Annotated in this window: 20 protein-coding genes and 1 pseudogene; 7 read left to right on the forward strand and 14 right to left on the reverse strand. The window is 66.7% G+C overall.

The genetic code is table 11. From position 1 onward, the window contains the following. Window positions 1–125 precede the first annotated feature (125 nt). The 5 genes from dnaB to rpsF form a co-directional block, all read right to left on the reverse strand. Window positions 126–2501, reverse strand: a complete 2376-nt coding sequence (dnaB, locus tag IT779_RS20095; protein ID WP_332838883.1) for a replicative DNA helicase — start codon at window positions 2499–2501, stop codon at window positions 126–128. 696 nt (window positions 2502–3197) lie between these two features. Beyond that, window positions 3198–3653, reverse strand: a complete 456-nt coding sequence (gene rplI, locus IT779_RS20100) for a 50S ribosomal protein L9 (protein ID WP_196150910.1) — start codon at window positions 3651–3653, stop codon at window positions 3198–3200. Between the two features lie 17 nt (window positions 3654–3670). Then, window positions 3671–3922 (reverse strand): 30S ribosomal protein S18, encoded by a 252-nt coding sequence (gene rpsR, locus IT779_RS20105; protein ID WP_196150911.1) that lies wholly within the window; start codon window positions 3920–3922, stop codon window positions 3671–3673. Window positions 3923–3980: 58 nt separating this feature from the next. Further along, window positions 3981–4568, reverse strand: a complete 588-nt coding sequence (locus tag IT779_RS20110) for a single-stranded DNA-binding protein (RefSeq protein ID WP_196150912.1) — start codon at window positions 4566–4568, stop codon at window positions 3981–3983. Between the two features lie 96 nt (window positions 4569–4664). Next, window positions 4665–4952, reverse strand: coding sequence for a 30S ribosomal protein S6 (gene rpsF / locus IT779_RS20115; protein ID WP_196150913.1), 288 nt, complete (start codon window positions 4950–4952; stop codon window positions 4665–4667). 135 nt (window positions 4953–5087) lie between these two features. Between rpsF and IT779_RS20120 the strand changes: the two genes are divergently transcribed. Continuing rightward, window positions 5088–6587: a glycosyltransferase family 87 protein gene (locus IT779_RS20120; RefSeq protein ID WP_232541917.1), complete on the forward strand. Its 1500-nt coding sequence runs from the start codon at window positions 5088–5090 to the stop codon at window positions 6585–6587. On the opposite strand, the pseudogene IT779_RS20125 reads toward IT779_RS20120, so the two are convergent. After that, window positions 6492–6968 (reverse strand): annotated as a pseudogene (locus tag IT779_RS20125) (CGNR zinc finger domain-containing protein); the annotation flags it as partial. The gene IT779_RS20120 and the pseudogene IT779_RS20125 sit on opposite strands and share 96 nt — an antisense overlap. Before the next feature lie 75 nt (window positions 6969–7043). On the opposite strand from IT779_RS20125, the gene IT779_RS20130 reads away from it, so the two are divergent. Next, complete coding sequence (locus tag IT779_RS20130; protein ID WP_196150915.1) at window positions 7044–7964, forward strand: DMT family transporter; 921 nt, start codon at window positions 7044–7046, stop codon at window positions 7962–7964. Between the two features lie 47 nt (window positions 7965–8011). Here IT779_RS20130 and IT779_RS20135 read toward each other — a convergent pair whose 3' ends face one another. The 3 genes from IT779_RS20135 to IT779_RS20145 form a co-directional block, all read right to left on the reverse strand. Further along, window positions 8012–8626, reverse strand: coding sequence for a TerD family protein (locus IT779_RS20135; protein ID WP_196150916.1), 615 nt, complete (start codon window positions 8624–8626; stop codon window positions 8012–8014). Between the two features lie 114 nt (window positions 8627–8740). Then, window positions 8741–9841 carry a DUF475 domain-containing protein gene (locus IT779_RS20140; protein ID WP_196150917.1) on the reverse strand — a complete coding sequence of 367 codons (1101 nt, stop codon included), beginning with the start codon at window positions 9839–9841 and terminating at the stop codon, window positions 8741–8743. A gap of 168 nt (window positions 9842–10009) precedes the next feature. After that, the gene (locus IT779_RS20145; RefSeq protein WP_196150918.1) at window positions 10010–10585 is read right to left on the reverse strand and encodes a TerD family protein; all 576 of its coding nucleotides are present in this window, start codon (window positions 10583–10585) and stop codon (window positions 10010–10012) included. 190 nt (window positions 10586–10775) lie between these two features. Here IT779_RS20145 and IT779_RS20150 point away from each other — a divergent pair, with 190 nt between their 5' ends. The 5 genes from IT779_RS20150 to IT779_RS20170 all read left to right on the forward strand — a co-directional run bounded on the left by IT779_RS20150 (window position 10776) and on the right by IT779_RS20170 (window position 16651). After that, on the forward strand, window positions 10776–12011 hold the full coding sequence (locus tag IT779_RS20150) for a hypothetical protein (protein WP_196150919.1): 1236 nt from the start codon (window positions 10776–10778) through the stop codon (window positions 12009–12011). Window positions 12012–12024: 13 nt separating this feature from the next. Continuing rightward, entirely contained in the window at window positions 12025–13236 is a 1212-nt protein-coding gene (locus IT779_RS20155; RefSeq protein WP_196150920.1) for an HpcH/HpaI aldolase/citrate lyase family protein, read from the forward strand. Further along, the gene (locus tag IT779_RS20160) at window positions 13233–14618 is read left to right on the forward strand and encodes a phosphoribosyltransferase family protein (protein WP_196150921.1); all 1386 of its coding nucleotides are present in this window, start codon (window positions 13233–13235) and stop codon (window positions 14616–14618) included. Before IT779_RS20155 ends, IT779_RS20160 begins: the two co-directional genes overlap by 4 nt. After that, window positions 14615–15763 carry a cysteine protease StiP family protein gene (locus IT779_RS20165; RefSeq protein WP_196150922.1) on the forward strand — a complete coding sequence of 383 codons (1149 nt, stop codon included), beginning with the start codon at window positions 14615–14617 and terminating at the stop codon, window positions 15761–15763. Before IT779_RS20160 ends, IT779_RS20165 begins: the two co-directional genes overlap by 4 nt. A 105-nt stretch (window positions 15764–15868) precedes the next feature. Beyond that, complete coding sequence (locus IT779_RS20170) at window positions 15869–16651, forward strand: HAD family hydrolase (RefSeq protein ID WP_196151182.1); 783 nt, start codon at window positions 15869–15871, stop codon at window positions 16649–16651. 18 nt (window positions 16652–16669) lie between these two features. On the opposite strand, the gene IT779_RS20175 is transcribed toward IT779_RS20170, so the two are convergent. The 5 genes from IT779_RS20175 to IT779_RS20195 form a co-directional block, all read right to left on the reverse strand. After that, on the reverse strand, window positions 16670–17719 hold the full coding sequence (locus tag IT779_RS20175) for an alpha/beta hydrolase (RefSeq protein ID WP_196150923.1): 1050 nt from the start codon (window positions 17717–17719) through the stop codon (window positions 16670–16672). A gap of 99 nt (window positions 17720–17818) precedes the next feature. After that, window positions 17819–19297: an NHL repeat-containing protein gene (locus tag IT779_RS20180; RefSeq protein WP_196150924.1), complete on the reverse strand. Its 1479-nt coding sequence runs from the start codon at window positions 19295–19297 to the stop codon at window positions 17819–17821. A 37-nt stretch (window positions 19298–19334) separates the two neighbouring features. Beyond that, window positions 19335–20096: an AIM24 family protein gene (locus IT779_RS20185; protein WP_196150925.1), complete on the reverse strand. Its 762-nt coding sequence runs from the start codon at window positions 20094–20096 to the stop codon at window positions 19335–19337. Between the two features lie 2 nt (window positions 20097–20098). Beyond that, window positions 20099–20797 (reverse strand): AIM24 family protein, encoded by a 699-nt coding sequence (locus IT779_RS20190; protein WP_196150926.1) that lies wholly within the window; start codon window positions 20795–20797, stop codon window positions 20099–20101. A gap of 10 nt (window positions 20798–20807) precedes the next feature. Next, window positions 20808–21431, reverse strand: a complete 624-nt coding sequence (locus tag IT779_RS20195; RefSeq protein WP_196150927.1) for an AIM24 family protein — start codon at window positions 21429–21431, stop codon at window positions 20808–20810. Window positions 21432–21574: the final 143 nt, after the last annotated feature.

Consider the following 21574-nt stretch of genomic DNA (forward strand, 5'->3'; position numbering starts at 1 on the left):
GCGAACCCGCGCGTTACTCGACTGCGATCAGTGACACATCACCTACCCTCGGCTGCCGCATCCGCGATCCCGGTCACATCGCCCGCTCATGTGGCACCGCCACAGCCGACCCGCTGCTTCCTCGATCAGCCGCGCGCCATATCCACGAATCGTGAAAGATGGAGTTGATGGGCGACGGTTATTGTTGCGGTGGGGCCATTTCGGTGTTTGCCTACGATGAGGTCGGCTTCGCCGCCGCGAGGGTCGTCGCGTTCGAATGCGTCGGGGCGATGCAGAAGAATCACCATGTCCGCATCTTGTTCCAAAGATCCGGATTCGCGCAGGTCGGAGACCATGGGACGTTTATCTGTTCGTTGTTCGGGGCCGCGGTTCAGCTGGCTTATCGCGACTACCGGGACTTCTAATTCCTTGGCGAGAAGTTTCAGGTTCCGGGAGAAATCCGAGACTTCCTGTTGGCGGGACTCGACTTTCTTGCCCGAGGTCATCAGCTGGAGGTAGTCGACCACGACGAGTTTGAGGTCGTGGCGTTGTTTGAGCCTGCGGGCCTTGGCACGGATCTCCATCATGGTGAGGTTCGGCGAATCGTCCACGAACAGCGGCGCTTCGCTGATCTCGCTCATCCGCCGCGCCAGCTTCGTCCAGTCGTCGTCACTCATCCGGCCCGACCGCATATCCCCGAGCTTGATCTTCGCCTCCGCCGAGAGCAACCGCATCACGATCTCGGTCCGACTCATCTCCAACGAGAAGATCACACTCGCCAACCCGTGCTTCACCGAAGCACTCCGCATGAAGTCCATGCCGAGCGTGGAATTGTGCGTCGGGATCATGGATCTGCCCGCGAGGTAGAGATGGCGGGGGTTGTCCACCTCGACGCAGCGCACCGGCACGCTCGCGACCGGTCGCACATCCACGATGAAACGCGAGCGCGCGTCGCCGCGATCCGCTCGGCGCTCCTTGTGCAGTAGCGCTTTGCGGTACAGACCGAATACCTCGTCTTCGGTCGCGAAAGTAAGTGTGTGGGTGGTCGAGGATTTCTCGGTGCGACCCGGAACTCGTTTCCGCGAAACCCCGCACCGATATCCGAGGCCGACGATCAGCTCGCGCACATCCTGGGCCAGCCGCTCGTTGGTCACCGCGAACCGCACGGAACCGCCCTGCGTGACTGTGCCGTCGGTATCGAGAAGCCCGGCGAGCAGCGCGCGCCGCTGCGATTCATCGGCCCGCAGATACCGCACCGGAATGTGCTTGTTCTCCAACACCCCGATAGTGCGCAACCGTGCTTGCACACTGCCTACGTCGGCGGCCGACTCCTCGGCTTCGATTCGTGCGCCGATCTCCGGGTCGAGGGCGGCCGTCGAGGTGCCTTCGCCCAACCAGGCGCCGAGGGTGTATGGCGGTACGAGTAGGTCGGCCGTCGGTAATCGCAGCGGTTCGGTGTTCGTCACGGAGTGTTCGAGGCGGCGGTCGGCAGTTGCGCGGCGCAGGGTGCGGGCGATTTCGGCCGTGGTGCGGACTTCGGCGAAGGTGCGTTGATCGCGATACCGGTTGTAGCCGGTCGCGGCCTGCTGCGCCGAGCGCCGGGAGGCGCGGGTCTCGGTGAGCCAGCGGTGGTTCTCGTCGGCGACGATCACGGTGCCGTCGGAGAATTCGACCTCGTAGCAGGGGCGCCCGTGCATCACCTCGGTGGCCGCGACGACACGGGTGGGGAGGCCGTGCGCGTCGAACAGTTCGTCGCCGACGCGCACTTCACCCATGGTGGTCCAGCCGGTCGGCGTCGGCAGGGGGGTGTCGAGCGCGAGGGCCTTGCCGACGCCAGGGCGGGCGGCGACGATGATCATCTGGCCGGGATGAAGGCCGTTGGTGAGTTCGTCGAGTTCGGTGAAGCCGGTGGGGACGCCGAGGGAGATTCCGCCTCGGGAGGCGATGGAATCTATTTCGTCCATGGTGGGTTGGAGGAGTTCCTCCAAGGGGAGGAAGTCTTCGGTGGTGCGGCGTTCGGTGACCTCGTAGACCTCGGCTTGGGCGCGGTCGACTACTTCGGCGATGTCCTGGCCGTCGGCGCCCGCGTAGCCGTACTGCACGATGCGGGTGCCCGCTTCCACCAGGCGGCGCAGGATCGCCTTCTCGGCGACGATCTCGGCGTAGTAGCCCGCGTTGGCGGCGGTGGGGACCGTTTGGGTGAGGGTCACCAGGTAGGGGGCGCCGCCGATGCGTTTGAGTTCGCCGCGGCGGTCGAGACCGGCGGCGACGGTGACGGGGTCGGCGGGTTCGCCGCGGCCGTACAGGTCGAGGATGGTGTCGTAGACGGCCTGGTGGGCGGGGCGGTAGAAATCGCCGGGGCGGAGCACCTCGAGTACATCGGCGATGGCGTCCTTGCTCAGCAGCATGCCGCCGAGCACCGACTGTTCGGCGGCCATGTCATGTGGTGGTTGGCGGCCGAAATCCTCACCGGGCGGGTCTGGCGGATAGTCGGTATGCCCGCGGTCATCGGTGGCTGTCACCAGACTCGACCGTCCTCTCTGCCCAACGACCGGGTTCGGCACCCGAGACGAGTTCTAGTTCTACCTCCGGACACCGACACATTCCTTCGCCGCCCGACCGGAATCCAGCAAACCGCCACGAGACGCTTCGAGCTTCGTGTTCCCCGTGTTCGCTCACGAGGATGCGACGAACTTAGGCGACGAGATGCGGGCTCGCCAAGAGGGACTGTGTACACAACTGTGGATAACCTGGGGACTGTTTACCCAACCGTGTGCACCCCCTGTGGACAACTTGGGGAAAAACCAGGTCAGTGGCGGCAAACCCGCAGATAGGCAGTGATTTGACTAACTATCCGCGTGTGGATTAAGGAAGTCTCGGCGTGTCGGTCGAGTTGAACAGTCGGGCGTGTTGGGTTAACGGCACGTAGACGGGGTATGGCCTGGATCACATTTCGATCGGTTGGTTTCATCGGTCATCCACAGGGTGAATAACCAGTGGTAGAAGGGCCGCCGAATTCGCCTGTCTGTGTCCCACGGCATACGGGAACCGCCTCCCGCATGGGGAACGGTCTTCTGGCAAACATTCCGCTATTGACATTTCCGGTGATACGCGGGCACAGCCGGTGACACCCGAGCACAGCCGAAGACCACTCCGGCGCCGATGGCGGGGAGTGGTCTTCGACCGAGGGGATCGCGACCGTGCGGCCGCGCCCGAAATCAGCTGTTGGCCGCGACCTGCAGGTCGAACTTTGCGGCCACATCCGGATGCAGATGCACCACGATGCGGTGCTTGCCGGTGCTCTTGATGTGCGACTTCGGCAGCTCGATGCTGCGCTTGTCGATGATCGGCCCGCCCGCGGTCTTGATGGCGGCGGCCACATCGGACGGGGTCACCGAACCGAAGAGCTTGCCGGTGCCCGCGGTCTTCACGGTCAGCGAGACCGCTTCCAGGCCCTCGATGGCTTGCTTCAGTTCGTTGGCGTGATCGAGGTCGCGCACCCGACGCGCGTCCTGCGCCCGGCGGATACCCTCGACCTGCTTCTGCGCGCCACGGGTCGCGACGATCGCGAGCCCGCGCGGCAGCAGGTAGTTGCGGCCGTAGCCGTCCTTGACCTCGACGGTGTCGCCGGGCGCGCCGAGGTTGTCGACATCAGCAGTCAGAATGAGCTTCATGTGCGTGTCTCCCTTTCTCAGCGAGCCGTCGACACATAAGGCAGCAGGGCCACCTCACGAGAGTTCTTGACGGCAACGGCGACATCGCGCTGATGCTGCACGCAGTTGCCGGTGACACGGCGGGCACGGATCTTGCCCCGGTCGCTGACGTACTTGCGCAGCAGCGTCGTGTCCTTGTAGTCGATCGAAACGGTGCCGGACTTGCTCTCCTTGCAGAAAGAGCACGCCTTCTTCTTCAGCACCTTTTCGCGCGCGGGCGCCTTGGGCATGGTCTGTTACTCCATTACGTGTGTTGGTCCGCCGCGAGCGGACCGATATGAGCCGTTCTCAGAACGGCGGTTCGTCGTCTACGCGGCCGCCGCCCCCGAAGGAGGAGCCTGCCGCAGGCGCACTGCCCCACGGATCGTCGTCGCCGGATCGGCCACCGCCACCGGAGGAGGCGTTGGCATTGCCGCCACCACCGCCGCCGTAGTTGCCGCCACCGCCGCCGCCGCCGTAATTTCCGCCGCCACCGCCGGAACCGAATCCACCACCGCCGCCACCGCCGCGATTGGCCTTGTTGACCTTGGCGGTCGCGTAACGCAGCGAGGGCCCGACCTCGTCGACCTCGAGCTCGACGACCGTGCGCTTCTCACCCTCGCGGGTTTCGTAGGAGCGCTGCTTGAGCCTGCCGCTCACGATCACGCGAGAGCCTCGGGTGAGGCTTTCCGCGACGTTCTCCGCGGCTTCCCGCCAGATGTTGCAGCGCAGGAAAAGCGCTTCGCCGTCTTTCCATTCATTGGTATTACGGTCGAAGACACGGGGAGTCGACGCGACGGTGAAGTTCGCCACCGCGGCGCCCGCCGGCGTGAATCGAAGCTCGGGATCGGCCGTCAGATTACCGATGACGGTGATGACGGTATCGCCTGCTGCCATGTGGTTCCTCCTGCTCGGGGTGCAGTTCCGCCCTACACTCGCTTGTCGGGCACGAGCCTAGAGCCAGGCGCCGACGTGTACGAGGTATGGAATGAACTACTTGTCGTGGCGCAGGACCTTGGTGCGCAGCACCGACTCGTTCAGACCGAGCTGGCGGTCGAGTTCGCTCACCGTGGCGGGGGTCGCGGTCAGATCGATCACCGCGTAGATGCCCTCGGCCTGCTTGCGGATCTCGTAGGCGAGCCTGCGACGGCCCCAGATGTCGACCTTGTCGACCTTGCCGCCTTCGCTCTTGACGACGTTGAGCATGTTGTCCAGCGACGGACCAACAGTGCGCTCGTCCAGGCTCGGGTCGAGGATGACCATCACTTCATAATGACGCACGGACCAATCACCTCCTGTGGACTAGGAAACGGCCACGGACGGTCCGTGGCAGGAGGGTCGTTGCGTCAGCAACCCGGATAGGCTACATGACCAGGCCGTCTACCTCGAAATCGGCCCTGCTCTAGGGTGGATTCCATGTCGATCGGCCCCGCTTCGAGCGCGCTGTTCGCGGGTCGGGTGGCCCGCCGCCGGGCCTTCGCCGTCGCGGTGCTGCTGCTGTGCGGGCTGACCTTGGCCTTCGGCTACGCGAACAAGGCCAGATGCGCGGGCGCGCCCTTCGAGGACAACGGGCGCAGCGTCGTCTTCGACATGATCAAGGATTCGGATGTCTGCTATTCCGATATCCAGTTGCTGTGGCTCGGCCGCGATATCGATCGGCACGTGTTCCCGTATATCGACGGCGGTATCACCGAGGACGGCGCCCTGACCGGCGGCGCGGTCGAATATCCGGTGCTCAGTGGCGTTCTCATGTGGCTCGGCGCGCTCGGAGCGCACGACGACGCCGAATTCCTGGCCCGCTCGGCTCTGCTGCTCGCACCCTTCGCCCTGCTCACCGCCTGGTTGCTGTATCGAATGGCGGGCCGGGCGGCATTGTTGTGGGCGGCGGGTCCGCCGTTGGTGCTCTACGCCTTTCACAATTGGGAACTGCCCGTGGTGTGCGCGGCGGTGGCCGCCGTCTATGTGATGGCTTTCGCGACACGCTATTCGGTGCGGACCAGGGCGGTGGTCGCCGCGATATTGCTCGGGCTTGGTTTCTGTCTGAAGTTGTATCCCGGAATCTTCGTGCTGCCACTGATGGCCTATGTGCTGACCAGCGCCGAACCGTCCGAGAACGGAACGCGCCGCCTCGATGTGCGCGGCGCGGCGCTGACGGCGGTCGCGGCGGCGGTGACCGTGGTCGCGGTGAATCTGCCGTTCGCGCTGGCCGGTTACGAGGGGTGGCGCGCCTCGATCACATTCCAGCAGTTGCGGCAGGCCGATATCACCACCAATTCCATCTGGTACTGGGGTCTGCGGCAGATGTTCGACGCGGAGTCCGACGGCGAGGCCGTATTCCAGGATGTCGTGTCGTTCGCCTCGCCCACGCTGATACTGCTGTCGTTCGCGCTGGCGATGTGGTTGGGGTGGCGGCGTTATTCGGCGACGGGCGCCTTTCCGTGGGTGGGCGTCAGCGGCGCGATGTTGTGCGGATTCCTGCTGTTCCACAAGGTCCATTCGCCGCAGTACACGCTGTGGCTGATTCCTTTTCTGGTGCTGCTCACCGTGCCGTGGCCGCTGATCGCCGGGTATCTGCTCGCCGACGCCGCGGTCGGGGTCGGGGTGTTCCGCTATTTCCACGCGATCAATTCGGGCGCGCCGGTCGAGGTGGTGCAGAGCGTCGTGCAGTTCGGAGTGTGGGGCCGCGCGATTCTGCTCGTAGTGCTGTACGTGCTGTTCATTCGCGCCGAACCCCGCGGGCCCGCGCTACTGGTCGTTCGCGTGTCTGGCGCGAAAGTTCGCGCTCTTGGCCCGGTTTCCGCAGCGTGCCATATCGCACCAGCGCCGGGAACCGCCGCGGGAGGTGTCGACGTAGAGGCGGGTGCATGCGGGGCGTCCGCAGGTCTTGACGCGGCGACGGTCCGGTCCGCCGAGTAGTTCGATGGCCGCGCGCGCGACGGCGGTGAGCGCGGCGCGCGCGGTTCCCGACCGACTCGCGGTGTCGTCGGCGCGCAGGGTCAGTTCGGGGAGTTCGCCGCGGGCGGCGGCGTTGACGAGGTCGCGGTCCTCGGTGGCGTTGGGTGCGCCGTTGGCGGCGGCCAGCGCCATGCGGTAGACGGCTTCGCGCAGGAGTACGGCGTGCTCGAAGGTGGCCGGGTCGCATGGTGGCGCCGTGTCGAGCAGTTCGGCGGCGACCAGCCAGTTCGCCAGATCGTCGGCCGTGGTCATGTCGTCCTGGAAGTCGGTTGACCTGTACCGCACCGTGCCCGCGAAGTCGAGGGCGAGATTCCCGCTGACGAAGTGGAACATACCTCTCATCGTAACTGCCTTGACAGGTTACTGCCGGCGGTGCGACGGTGATAACCACCTTGAACGGTTACTTCGGGAGGGATCATGCGCGACCGCCTGCTCGTCGCCGCACAGCCGCTGTTCGTGCTCATGTGGAGCAGCGCCTTCATCGCGGGCACCATCGGAGTCGGGGCGGCGCCGCCACTGGCGCTGCTGTTCGGCCGCTTCGCCATCGCGGGCGTCCTGCTCGTGCTGTACGCCGCGGCGGTGCGCGCCGAGTGGCCGCGCGGCGCGGAACTCGGACACGTCGCGGTCGCGGGCCTGCTCGTTCAGGTCGTCCAGTTCGGCGCGTTCTACACCGCCATGAGCCACCACGTATCGGCCGCGGTGATCGCCCTGGTCCAGGGCCTCAACCCGGTCGTGATCGCGCTGTGCGCGGGCTTGCTCGGCGAGACCGTCACGACGCGGCAGTGGTTCGGATTCGGAATCGGCGGTGTCGGTGTGGCATTGGCCGTACTCGACCGGTCCGACTTCGCGGTGTACGGCGTGATCCTGTGCGTCGTCGGACTACTCGGCTTGAGCCTCGGCACGGTGTATCAGAAACGCTGTGCGCCCGAGGTCGATTCGCGCGCCGCGACCGCCATTCACGTCGTCGTCAGCGCACCCGTGGCCGGACTGCTCGCGTGCGGCGCCGGTCAATTGCACGTGTGGGACACCGGCCGCTACGCCGCGACGCTGACCTGGATGGTGCTGATCAACGCGGGCGCGGCCTTCCTGCTGCTCAACGCGATGCTGCGGCGCTGGGACGCGACGCGGGTCGGCAGGCTGTTCTTCGCGACGCCCGCCGTCACCGCGCTGCTGGCCTGGCTCGTCGTCGACCAACCGCTGCACCCGCTGACCGTCGCGGGCTTGGCGGTCGGACTGCTCGGCCTCGTGCTCGCGGGACGTCGCCCAGAACCCGCGTCCGATCCCGTCGACGTGGCCGAATCCGCACGCGTCGAGCAGGATTCGGGCGCGGTCCGGTGACAGCTCCCGATTATTCGGCGGCAGAGCTTATTCGGTGGCGCCGTCGCCTATTTGGTGGTGCTGTGCCACTCCATACCCCACCGGTACGCCTGATCGATATGGCGCTGGGTCCCGTTGATGTAGTTCACTTCCCGATTCACCGTGATGCCGTGCCCGTGATTCTCCAGCAGCGCCACCGCGCACGACCGCGCGTCGTTCACCGGGGAATCCAACCGGACCTCGACGCGTGGCCCCTGCGTTGGGAACAGCGTGACCACACCGTCGGCGGCCGCCCAGTTCGGGACGCCGTCGTAGATGAACGCGAAAATCAGGACCCGCTTGAACAATTCGGGCCGGGTGAGATCGATGTGCATGGTCTCGCCCGCGCTGTCGGCGCCGCTGCGATCGTCGCCGTCGAGGCGGATGTGGGGCGCGGCGTCGAGAGTGCCGAAGTTCTTCCCGATGGCCTGCACGACGCCCTTGCCGCCGTCGGCCAATTCGTAGAGACAGCCGAGGTCGAGATCGATGGGTCTGGCGCGCCGGAAGAAGCCGCGGCGGCCGCTCGACCAGTTCAGGTTCACCCGCATCACGCCTTGTGACTCACCGGGTTTGGTGAGGTTGATACTCGGCGTGGCCTTCGACAAGGTCACTGTGGCCAGGTTGACGCCGCCGGTCTGGCTCATCGGCGCGATCCCCCCTCGTGCTCGTACGGTGTCGTGAGATCTCGTGCGAAAACGACAGTGGCAGCGGACCGTCCGGAGACGGGGCCGCTGCCACCCTCGTTCGCGTACCGCGGATCAGCCTACCGGCGTGACTTCCGGTTCGTTCTCGACCTCCTTCGAATCGCCTTCCCGGCGATTGCGGATGATGCTGGAGGCGAAGGCCGCGCCGATGAACGCGACACCGACGAGACCGGTGATGATCTCGTTGATGTGCACACCGATCGACACGAGCAGGATCACCGCGAGCGCGCCGATCGCCCAGTGCGCGCCGTGCTCCAGGTACACGTATTCCTGGAGGGTGCCGCGGCGAACCAGGTACACCGTGATGGACCGGACGAACATCGCGCCGATGAGGCCGAGGCCGAGCGCGATGATGATCGGGTCGGAGGTGATGGCGAACGCGCCGATCACGCCGTCGAACGAGAACGACGCGTCGAGGACCTCGAGGTACAGGAACAGGAAGAAGCCTGCCTTACCGGTGGCCTTGACCAGGTCCGACGGCCCGCCTTCGAGATCCTCGGTGTGGAACATGGAGCCGAGCCCGTCCACCGCGATGTAGGTGATCATGCCGAGCAGGCCCGCCGCGAGCACGGTGGCCCGCTTGTCGTCGGCGGCGACGAATTCCGCGATCAGCACCAGGCCGCTGCCCGCGACAACGACCGAGAGCATGTCCAGCTTGCCCGCCTTGGCCAGCGGCTTCTCCAGCCAGCTCAGCCAGGTGATCTCGCGCTCGTCGAAGATGAAGTTGAGGAACAGCAACGCGAGGAACATGCCGCCGAACGCCGCGATCTGCGGGTGCGCGTCGGTGAGCAGCGTCTCGTAGCTGGGGCTGCCGTCGGCGAAGTGCGACGCGTCGTCCGGCGGCGGGTTGAGCGCCAGGTCGAGCGCGTCGGCGGGGTTGAGCCCGGCGGTGATCCACACGATCGCCAGCGGGAACACCAGGCGCATGCCGAATACGGCGATGAGGACGCCGACGGTGAGGAAGATCTTCTGCCAGAATTCGCTCATCCGTTCCAGGACGGTAGCGTTGATGACAGCGTTGTCGAAGGACAGCGACACCTCGAGGATGCCTAGGATGGCGCAGAGGATCAAAGCCTCCGGGCCACCGTAGAGTAACGCCACAACCAGCGACACGACCGTGACGACGCCGGAGAGGCCGAATATACGCAGGACCACGCGGGGACCTTTCGTTACTGGGAAACTGAATCGGCGAAATCGAGAACCAGCGTGGCCGTTGAACCGCCGGATGTCCAATGCTGCGCCTGCCTGCGCCGACGCGGTGATCTGTACGCGCGAGGAGGGGGCTCGTCACCGAGCCCCCTCCCGCACCGAAACGCTTCGTACTTAGACGTTCACGCCGTAGTCGCGGGCGATGCCCGACAGGCCGGAGGCGTAGCCCTGGCCGATGGCGCGGAACTTCCATTCGGCGCCGTTGCGGTACAGCTCGCCGAAGACCATCGCGGTCTCGGTCGAGGCGTCCTCGCTGAGGTCGTAGCGGGCCAGCTCGTTGTTGTTGCTGCGGTCGACGACGCGGATGTAGGCGTTGCGGACCTGGCCGAAGGACTGCTGACGGGTTTCGGCGTCGTAGATCGAGACCGGGAAGAAGATGCTCTCGATCGTGGCCGGGGTGTTGGCCAGGTCGACGTTGATCACCTCGTCGTCGCCTTCGCCCTCGCCGGTGCGGTTGTCGCCCGCGTGCTCGATGGCGCCTTCCGGGGACTTGAGGTTGTTGAAGAACACGAAGTGCTGGTCGGAGACCACCTTCTTGTCCGCACCGGTCGCGATGGCGCTGGCGTCGAGGTCGAAGTCGGTACCGGTAGTGGTCCGAACATCCCACCCCAGCCCGACGGCAACAGCAGTAAGGTTCGGCGCCGCCTTGCTCAGCGATACGTTGCCGCCCTTGGACAGACTGACACCCATGCGGGATTCCCTTTCCTAGTCCGTTAGTGGCCCCAGCATGTCCGAATCGCCGGGTACGAGTTACGACAGTAGTAGGTTTCGGCGAACTTGCGTAGGAACCGGGTCAACCCCCGGCGAACGGGTGCATCTCCTATGGTCCGCAGCCGGACTTCGGCACTGCGCTGTCAGGTTCAGCACCTACCATCGGGGCGTGGCAGGCCGTAGGCGTGGCTGGTTCCGGTCATCACGGGACAGCGAATGGATTCAGCAGACCAGGTCGCGGCTCGCGGACGCGTTCCTCGACATGGATCGGCGACAGAGTGCGGCCGAGACCGCGGTGTTCGCCTCCGACGAGTTGTATCCGGAACGGGGATTCGGCGCGCGTTGGGAACCGGTGCGCACCCGCTGTTACGAGGCGGCGGGCATCTATCTCGCGCTGTCGGAGGAGATGGAGACCGCCGAACGGGACAACACCCCGCTACCGGGCGGGCGCGAGCGCGTGGCGGCGGTGATCGGACAGCTCGGTGACGCGGCGCGGGCGGTGGACGAGTTCTACCGCCGTGATCAGGCGCGTCTCGAAGAAGCGGTCGGGGTGCGCGGCTCGGTGCCGCAGCTGGTCCAGCAGGTGAAGGTGAACGCCGCGCGGGTGCGGCGCGACGCGGCGGAATCGGAATTCGCGACCTATCCGTCGGTGCTGCGGCGCGCGGCGCAAGTGGATGAGGCTCTGCTCACACTGGAGGCGGCGAGCGCGCAGGAGGCGGCGGGTGCGCGTGGCGCGCTCGGGGCGGTGCGCCAGGCCGCGAACCGGTTGGAGGCGCTGGCGCGGGAACTGGCCGACGCCTTGGCACAGGCCCCCTCTCGGCTCGGCGCCGCGAAAACCGCCGTGGCCTCGGTGAACACCAGATTGGCCGCGGTGCGCAACCGCGCGCACGGGCTGGCTCCGGCCTATTCCACCCTGCTGCGCGAGTTCAACGCTGCGAGTTCGGCCGACTTGGCTAACAATGAGCGGGAAAGCCAGCGAGCCATCGACGCCGCGAACGACGCCCTGGACAGGGCGCGTGCGGCATTGGCCGAGAACAATCCGGAGTCCGCGCTTGAACTGACCACATCCGCCAGGGGCAACCTGGCAGAGGCCGAACAGCAGGTCGACGCCGTCACCAAACGGCTGGCGCTGCTGCGTGAGGTCCGTGCCGATCCGCGCGCCACCGCGCAGGCCGTACGATTCCGCCTGCGGGACGCGCAAATGCTCGCTGTGAGCCGCGGCCTCGTCGGTGAATGGGGATCTGTGCTCGACGCACAGGTGGACCGTATCGACCGTATCTCGGAAGCACTGACGGGCAGACATCCCGACTACCTGGCCTATGTGGCCGAACTGGATACCGTCACCGAATTCATAGCCGGTGTGGTGGATCGAATGAGAAAGCATGCAGGACAACGACGAGAATGAGGATGGGCCTTAGATGACCGCAGGCGTCGCCATCCGGCAGGAGATATCCCTGCGGAAGCGAGTGCCGCTTCGCCATTTCCGGCAGCTGCAAGGTCCCGACGCACGGGACCTGTTCTTTCGGCAGCCGGAAGAATTCGGTGCGTACACCGAGAGAGAAGTACTTGCCTACGCGCTCGGCGCCACTTTGTACGCGCCCGCTACCAGGGCGGATCTCGCCGACACCATACGCAGACGCGCCGAACGCGGCGTGTGCTCGATGGTGATCGACCTCGAGGACGCCGTCGCCGACCACGAGGTCGAGATGGCGAAACTGCGAGCGGTGCACACATTGGACGTGCTCGCCACCGACCCGGATCCGAACCCTCTGCTGTTCATCCGGGTCAGGGACGCCGACACCGTCGGCGCGATCGTCGACGCACTCGGCCCTGGCGCGGCCGCGCTGCTCGGCTTCGTGTTCCCGAAATTCGACAGCATCTCGGGACAGAAATACCTGGACGCGCTCGAGTCCGCGGCCGAGAAACTCGACCGGCCGCTGTACGGGATGCCGGTGCTGGAATCGGCGACCCTGGTGCACCGCCAGACCCGCGACCACGAATTGAGCCGGATCGCGGACATGCTCGCCGAACACCGGGAGCGGGTGCTCGCGGTGCGGGTCGGCGCGACCGACATGTGTTCGACCTTCGGCATCCGCCGCGACCGCGACCTCACGATCTACGACGTGCGGGTGGTAGCCGACGTCATCGCCGACATCGTCAACTACCTCGGTCGCGCGGACGGCAGCGGATTCGTGATCACCGGACCGGTGTGGGAGTACTTCGCCGACCACGAACGCATGTTCCGTCCCTTACTGCGCACCGCGCCGTTCGAGGAATCCGACGCCGTGCCGTTCCGGCAGTACCTGGTGTCCCGCGACCTCGACGGTTTACTGCGCGAGATCACCCTGGACCGCGCCAACGGCATCCAGGGCAAAACGGTGATCCACCCCTCGCACGTCGCCGCGGTGCACGCGCTGTCGGTGGTGTCGCACGAGGAATACTCCGACGCGCTCGACATCCTGCAGGTCGATGTGGGCGGTGTCGCGGCGTCGGGATATCGCAACAAGATGAACGAGATGCGGCCGCATCGCAGCTGGGCAAGGCAGACACTGCTGCGCGCCCGCGTGTTCGGTGTGGCCAACAAAGGAGTGTCCTTCGTGGATTTGTTGACGGCGTCGGTGCAGGTATGAGCCTCGATGAGCGGCCTTGGGCGACACGGGCGCTCGGTATCGAACTGCATCACCTGCGATCGCACGGCGATTCGGTCGAGTTACCCATCGATCGGCTGATCCAGCCGGGGCTGCGACGGAATCCGAAGCGCGCGCACCTGCTGGTGTCGACGGTGCTCGGCAAGCATCTGCCCACCGATCCGAGGGCGGTGCTCGGCGCGGGCGAGCGACTCGGCGACCTGGTGCGCGCCGCGCTCGGCGACCGCGCGTTGGAGGTATCGGCGTCGGGCGGTTTCGGAACCGGCGCGGTGGTACTCGGGTTCGCCGAGACCGCGACCGGCCTCGGCCACACCGTCGCCGCGCGGATCGGCGCCCGCTGCTACCTGCATTCCACGCGCCGCGATGTGCCGGATGCCGAAACCCTCACCAGGTTCGAGGAGGGGCATTCGCACGCGACCACCCACCTGTTGCAGCCCGCGCCCGCCGACATCTATCTCAACGATCTGCCTCTGGTGCTGGTGGACGACGAGATCTCCACCGGCGCGACGGCACTCGACGCGATCCGCGCACTGCACGCCTTCGCGCCGCGCCCGCGTTACGTGCTGGCTTCCCTGGTGGACATGCGCGAAGAGGACGACCGGATCCGATTCGACGCGGCCGCCGCGGATCTCGGTGTGCGCATCGACACGGTGTGCCTTGCCTCGGGCCGCACGGGTCTGCCGGACGGCATCGTGGAGTCGGTGCTCGCCCTGCCGGAACCGGCGTTGAATCCGGTCGCGGATCGGCGCGGAACGCACGCGCGTGCGAAGTTGCCGTGGCCGGTCGCGGTTCCGGAGGGCGGGCGGCACGGCATCCTCGCCTCCGACGCCGCCGCGTTCGACACCGCGATCGTCTTCGCGGCCGATGAACTGCACGCGCGGCTCGCGGTGTCGGCGCCGGGGCGTCCGGTGATCGTGATCGGCCATGAGGAGTTGATGTATCTCCCGCTGCGTCTGGCGAACGCGCTGTCCGATTACGGAATACCCACGCTGTTCCAGACCACCACCCGCTCGCCGGCCTATGTGTTGGACGAGCCGGGATATCCGCTGCGCCGCGGATTCCGTTTCACCGCACCGGAATCCGGCCAGTCGGCGCCGCGCTATCTCTACAACGCGCGCTGGCCGGATGGCGAGGCCGCCGACCCGATCCTGGTCGTCGTCCTCGACGCGCCCGCCGATACCGCCGAACTCGTCGCCGAAGGTGGGCTCATCGATGTGCTCACCGCGTCCGGCGCCGATGTGCTGACGGCGGTGTTGTCGGGGGCCGATCCCCGTGTCCTGCACGCCGAACGCGGCGGCACAGTTCTCGTACCCGTCGACGATGCCGGGGTTTCAGCACGTTGGAGCCCGGTGGAGTCCAGTTGACGAATGTTTCGAACACGGCGCTCGAACTTCCCGCGCCGCTGCACGGTCCGTCTTTCGGATCGTATGCGGCGCGGGAGGTTTCGTGGCTGCTGAAGGATCTATCCGAGGTAGATCTGGAGGCAGACGTGGCCGAGCGGGAACGCCGCATCCAGGCGGGCGACGCGCATTACGCGGAGTCGTTGCCGATCGAGTACCAGCCGGGCGAGGCCTATCGTGACCTGTTCGAGCAGGTGCTGGCCGAGAGCGCGCGGCGGTTGGCGCTGGCGGTCGCGACGGTGGCGGAACTGGTGGTCGCCGAACGCGGCGACGATATCGTGTTGGTTTCGCTGGCCAGGGCGGGGACGCCGGTCGGCATTCTGATGAAACGCTGGCTCGAGTCGGGGTTCGGGAGACCAGCTCTCACGGTTCCGCACTACGCGGTGTCGATCGTGCGCGATCGCGGTATCGATGCCGTGGCCTTGGATTACCTTGCGCGCAATCATGATCCGGCGTCCATCGTGTTCGTGGACGGCTGGACCGGCAAGGGCGCGATCACTCGCGAGCTCGCGGAGGCGTTGGACGTCTACCACGCGGCGGGCGGCGCGCGATTCGATCCCGAACTGGCCGTGCTCGCCGATCCGGGACACTGCGTGCGCACCTTCGGCACCCGCGACGATTTCCTCATCGCCTCTGCCTGCCTCAATTCGACGGTGTCGGGTCTGATCTCGCGCACGGTCCTGAACGACACCTTGATCGGTCCCGGTGATTTCCACGGCGCGAAGTTCTACCGGGAACTCGCCGCCGACGATGTCTCGGTGCGGATGCTCGACACCGTCGCCGCGGAATTCGATGCCGTGCGCGCGCGGGTGCCCGCCGAACTGGCCGCGCTCCTTGCCGCCGACCGCACCCCGAACTGGTCGGGGTGGGCTTCGGTGGAGAAGGTGCGCGCCGAGTACGGCATCGGCACCGTGAATTTCGTGAAACCCGGTGTGGGGGAGACGACAAGGGTGCTGTTGCGCCGGGTGCCGTGGCGCGTGCTGGTTCGCGCGGCCGACGCGCCCGAGCACGCCCACATCCGGCTGCTGGCGCGGGCGCGCGGCGTCCCGGTTGAGGTCGTGCCCGATCTCGCCTACTCGTGTATGGGACTGATCAAGGAAGTGCGGTAAATGGCGGACACACGCGACGACGGCGATCTACGCGAGCACGGCTGGCCGCTCGGTCGCGGTCGGCGGCTCAGACAGGCGTTGATCGCCACCGACCTGGATCGCACGATGATCTACTCGCGCAACGCTTTCAGCACCACCGCCGAGGTGCCGACGGTATGCGTGGAACATCTGGAGGGCGCGCCGCTGTCGTTCATGACGACAGCGGCGGCGCTGCGCATGCAGTCGCTCACCGAACCCGCCGCCGTGGTGCCGACGACCACGCGAACCATCAAGCAGTTCAACAGGATTCAACTCCCCGGCGCGCCGTGGCGGTACGCGATCACCAGCAACGGCGGCAATATCCTCGTAGACGGCGTGCCCGATATGCGCTGGCGCATCGACATCGACGCGCGGGTGCGCGCGGGCGGTGCGACTCTGTCCGAGGTGAGCGCGGAACTGCGTGCGCGCGTGGATGATTCGTGGGCGTCGAAGTTCCGGATCGCCGACCACCTGTTCTGCTACCTGGTGGTCAAGCCGAAGGCGGTGCCGGAGGCATTCCTCGCCGAATGGGACGGGTGGTGCCGGGAACGCGGCTGGTCGGCCTCCCAGCAGGGCCGCAAGATCTACACGATGCCGGACGCGGTCTGCAAGAGCGTCGCGGTCGCCGAGGTGCGGCGCAGGCTGCTCGACACCGGCGAACTCGCCGAGGACGCGAAGACCTTGGCGGCGGGCGACGGCGCGCTCGACGCGGAAATGCTGCGCGCCGCCGATTCGGCCATCCGCCCCCGCCACGGCGAACTCGAACTGCTGAACTGGACGAACCCGAATCTCACCGTCACCCGCGCGACCGGAATCCTCGCGGGCGAGGAGATCATCGACTGGTTCATCGAGGCCGCACCCGCCGCGTGACGGGTGCGGCGCACGGGATCAGGGAGCGCCGAACAGGCCCTCGGACAGGACCGGCCACGACGACTTGAGGTCGTCCTGCCAGTAGCCCCACGAGTGGGTGCCGGTGCTGCGGTAGACGAACTTCGCCGGGATGCCGAGTTCGTTCAGGCGGTTGTTCATATTTCGGTTGGACCAGTTGACGCCGCCCTCGATGACCGCGCCGATCGCGACGACCTGCGGGGTCTCCGACGGTTCCTCCATGCGGAACTTGCCGCCCGCCTGGTCGAATTCACCGGGGATGCCGGTTCCGGTGGAGAAGAACAGGTGGGTGCCGCGCAACTTCTCCGCGTTCACCATCGGGTCGTTCTGCCGCCACAGCGGGCTGTCGGTCGGACCCCACATGTTGCGGGTGTCGCCGCCGCCCCAGGTCTCCACGGTCAGTTTCACCATCTGCTGGCCGATGGGGTCGCTGACCTGCGCGATGCCGCTGTAGGCCGCGACGCTGCGGAACAGGCCCGGCTTGGCGATCGCGAAGTTCAGCACCGAGGTGCCCGTCATCGACAGCGCCGCGACCGCGTTCACGCCGTTGGCGCCGAGGGCCGCGTCGACCAGCGGCGGCAGTTCCTCGGTGGTGAAGGTCTGCCACTTGTTGACCCCGAGCACCGGGTCGGGGGCGATCCAGTCGGTGTAGAAGCTCCACGCGCCGCCGACGACCTGGATGACGTTGATGTTCTTGGTGGCCAGGAATTGCAGCGCGTCGGTGTTGCGCTGCCACGAGGCGTCGTCCATGCCGCCGCCCGCGCCGTTGAACAGGTACAGCGACGGTGCGGGCGCCGAGGTATCGGCGGGTCGAAGCACATCGACCGCGACCGTGTTGTTCATGGCCGCCGAGTACACGTACATCCGTAGATTGCGGCTGTCCTTGGTCTCGATGCGCGAGACATACGACCCGTCGGGCGATTTCAGCGACGGCACCGTCACGCCCGGGTTCGACACCGGTTCGGCGGATGCGGGGGATACCCCGATCCCGAGCGATATCGCGCTCACGAACGCCGCCAGCGCGATTCGTCTCCTGGTTCGGTGGTACATCCGCGTCCCTTCCGTACTTCTTTCGATTCGACCTACCGGTCCACGATGCTGATCGAGACCGTGAACAGGCCTGTTACTCATAAAGATTTCGCATGGATCTCAGCGGCCATCTCGCAGTGACATGAGCCCGCCGAGCGAGCCGAGATAGGCCGCGCCGTCCGGGCCGAGCGCGATGCCCGCGTAGTTGTTGTTGAAGCCGAAACCCGCGCCCGCCAGGCGTTTCCACACGAGTGCGCCGGTGCGGAAGTCCAGGGCGGTCCAGTACCACGGGTCGGTGGGTTCGGCCCCCTTGGTGAAGGTGTAGATCAGGCCGGTCGCCAGCGAGAGTTTCGGGACGACGCTCGGCGCGGCCTCGGTGTCCTCGGCCCAGACCCGCGTGCAGCCCGCACCGTCGGGATCGATGTCGACGCGGGCGAAACCGGGCGTCGTCGTCGCGCCGAGCAGGGTCGAACGCGGACCGGTGTAGCCGTAGTTGTTCTCGACGATCAACGCGTTGCCTGCGCCGATCAGCGAGTTCTCGGTGGCGCTCGCCCCGCGCGCGAACACCGGCACCGCGCACACCTCGCGCCGCGCGACCTCGGGCGCGGTGCGGTAGACGACCACGTTCATGGGGTCGGCGTTGTCGGTGATCGCGACGTAGCCGCCGGGCAGCACGGTCGGTGTGGTCCCGGTGCCGTCGTCGACCTGACCCGGTTTGCGCACACCGCTGTTGGCGTAGGTGACTCGCCACGTGACGCTCGGTGCGCCGTCATGACCCGCGTCGAGGCGCAACATTTCGCGGTTGGTCGCGACGTACACATCACCGGATGAGCCCACCGCGAACGAATTCTCGATCTGCCCCTCCGTGCCGGACCCGAGTCGGATCACCTCGGCGACGCCGGACTCCGGGTCGAGGGTGCCGACCACGCCGTTGGTCTTGGCGACGAACCAGATCAGGCCATCGGAATCCGGCAGCGCGGAATTCAGCGTCTCGCCCGGCTGCAGCACCCCGGTCAGGTCGTGGTCACCGACCAGGGTGAATCCGTCGGCGGCTGGGGTTTCGGCGAATATCCGCAGGTGCCCGTCGGAACCGCCGACGACCGCGCGATCCTGACCGTCGAGGTAGAAGTAGCCGCCCCCGCCGAAATTCGAGAAGCCGTCCGGTTTCAGGAACTCACCCGGTTCGCGTCCGGGCAGCGGATAGCGGCCGAGGACGGTCATGGCGGCCGGGTCGATGAGGTAGAGGCCGGGCGCCGCGCCGAGGCAGGTCGTGACGATCCGGCCTGCCCGGTCGAATGCCACCGACCCGCATTCGCTCCCGAGCAGCAGCGAATCGACCCGCGTCGCGTTCCCGAGCGGGCCGGGCCTGGTGTAGGTGTCGCTCATCCAGCCGTCGTTGTGGATGCCGGAATCGCCGTTCGCCGCGAGATGCGGATTGCGCGGCACCGGCGCGACACCGGTGATCGGTGCGGCGATCGCGGGCGCGCCGAGGAATTCGGGGCCGGCGGGCAGCGACGGGATCGGCGCGGCGGCCGAGCCTGGCGCGCAGATCACGACAGCGGCGAGGCAGACGGCCACGGCGGTCAGAGTGCGCGACACGTCTGCACACTAACCGCCGCAGCCCGGATCTGCGCGTTCAGTACTGCTGATGTCCGGCGAGTTGCTGGGTGACCAGAGCCTGGATGCGTTGCAGGCCGCCGACGGTCATGCCGCTCTGCAACTGTCCCTCGATGGTGCGCACCAGCATGGTGTCGCTCATCACCTTCTCGCTGGACTGGATGAGCACCGTGCCCGCGCCGGTGAAATCGAACTGCCGTTCCTCACCGGAGTTCACGCCGAACCTGGCCGCGCCCGCCGCCAGGAAGTTGGACACCCACCGGTGGTCGTAGTGGTGACTCGGCGACGGGCAGTCCGCCCAGCCGACCAGCGACTCCGGATCGACCCGCAGCGGCGGCTCGGCGAACATCACCGGGCCGTTGGACGAGGCGAGGAACTTACCGGTGCCGATGAGGGTGAGATAGCCGGGCACGATCGACTGGTTCAGCGAGAGGCCGGGTTCGAAGGCGAGCAGATTCGCCGCCCGAATGGTGAGGTTGCCGTCCTCGAGGTCATAGGAGTTGATGTTGTAGCCGCGGTCGCCGATGATCAGCTTCCCGTGCCCCTCGACCACCACGTAGTCGCCGGTGAACAGCGGCGCGGAGAACTGCTGCGACACCATGTGCATCAGCCCGCCGTGCAGGCCGTGGGTGAGGGTCTGGAAGTTCATCTGCCCGTAGTAGGCGATCATCGCGCCCTTGCGCATGAACCACGGCTGCGTCAGGTCGATGCAGTACGCGTAATCGTTGCCCGGGATGTTGTCGCTCTCACCGAGATTCATCGGGCTGAATACCTGGGCCATGTCTACAACTTCTCCTCGGAGGCCTGCACGTACACCACGCCCTGACCGACGCAGTGCAACTGCATCGCCTCGCCGGAACCGCGGCCGACCGCGTCCCGCCAGCTGAGCGCCGTCTTCAATTCGGTCTGCACATTGCCGTAGGCGGCGACGAAAGCCTGCGGGTCGACCACGATCGGATTCGGGCCGCCCACCTGCAATTCCAGGAACCCGCCGTGTGCCAGCAGCACCGCGGAACCCTGACCGGTGAGTTGGGTGGTGAACATCCCCTGACCGGTGAGCGCACCCGAGGCGGCGCCGCGCAGCGCACCCATGATGCCGCCGCCACCGCCACCGCCGCCCGAACTCATCACCGAGACGATCGAACTCTGCAGGTTCGCGCTGTTGGCGAGCAGCCGGGACGCCTCGACCCGCAGCGTCGCGCCCGGCTGCATCTGCACCACGTGCACCTCTAGCCCGGCCAGGCCGTAATGCACTTCGCCGTTGCCCTGCGCCAGCATGGTTCGCTCGTGCTCACCGGCCATCATCCGGCCCGCCATGCGCATCAGCCCGCCGCCACCGCCCATGCTCTGCGCGCCCGGGATCTGGTGCGGCGCGAAGGAGATGTCGCCGGTGTAGAAGAGCATGGCGCCGTTGCGCGCCACCACGCCGCCCGCCATCCCCACGTTGACCTTGACGACCTTGCCGTTGACTTTCTCGAACATCGACCTGCCCTTACCGTTCCGCCGGCTGGATCAACACGACGCCCTGCCCGTCCCAACGCAGCGAGAACGCCTCACCCGCGTCCTGGCCGACCATGGTGCGCCACGACACATCGGTGACGAAGGACTGCTGCAGATTGCCCTGCGCCGCCACGAACGCGTCGGGGTCGACCACCAGCGGATACTGCGGCGACACCTCGAGGTGGATGAGCGGTCCGCCCGCCGAGAGCAGCGCCACCTGGCCCTGCCCGGTGACCGTCGTGGTGAAAAGGCCCGCGCCCGTCGAGGCGCCGCGCAGACCGGCGAAACGCACGTCGGTGCGCAGATTGCCCGCGAACGCGAGCAACTGCTGCGACTCGACCTGCAGCGTCTCGCCGTTGAGGTTGACGACGGTGACGTTCTGGCCGTTCACCGCGAAGAAGACCCTGCCGTTGCCGCCGCACTCCATCAGCGACAACTTCTCGCCGGTGGCGCGGCGCTTCATACCGGCGAGGATGCCGTCGCCGCCGCCGAAACCGGCCGCCTTGAACTGGACATTGCCTTCGTAGGCGATCATCGAGCCGGAGATCGCGCGGACACTCGTTCCGGCGAGGTGCGCCTCGATCACCTTTTTCGACTGTTCGAACAGTTGCGCCATGGGGGAAGTCTGCCTGCTTGTCTTGTCCGGGAATGCGGCGGTCGACCCACCGATGTGGGCGGCGCCGCCACGTTCCAACCCTGTTCCGCGGGAATTCCCGCACCCCGTAGATCGCGCGGGGGCACGGTTGTGTGTCCCGATGA

The organism is Nocardia bovistercoris (genome assembly GCF_015674855.1).
GTDB lineage: Bacteria > Actinomycetota > Actinomycetes > Mycobacteriales > Mycobacteriaceae > Nocardia > Nocardia bovistercoris.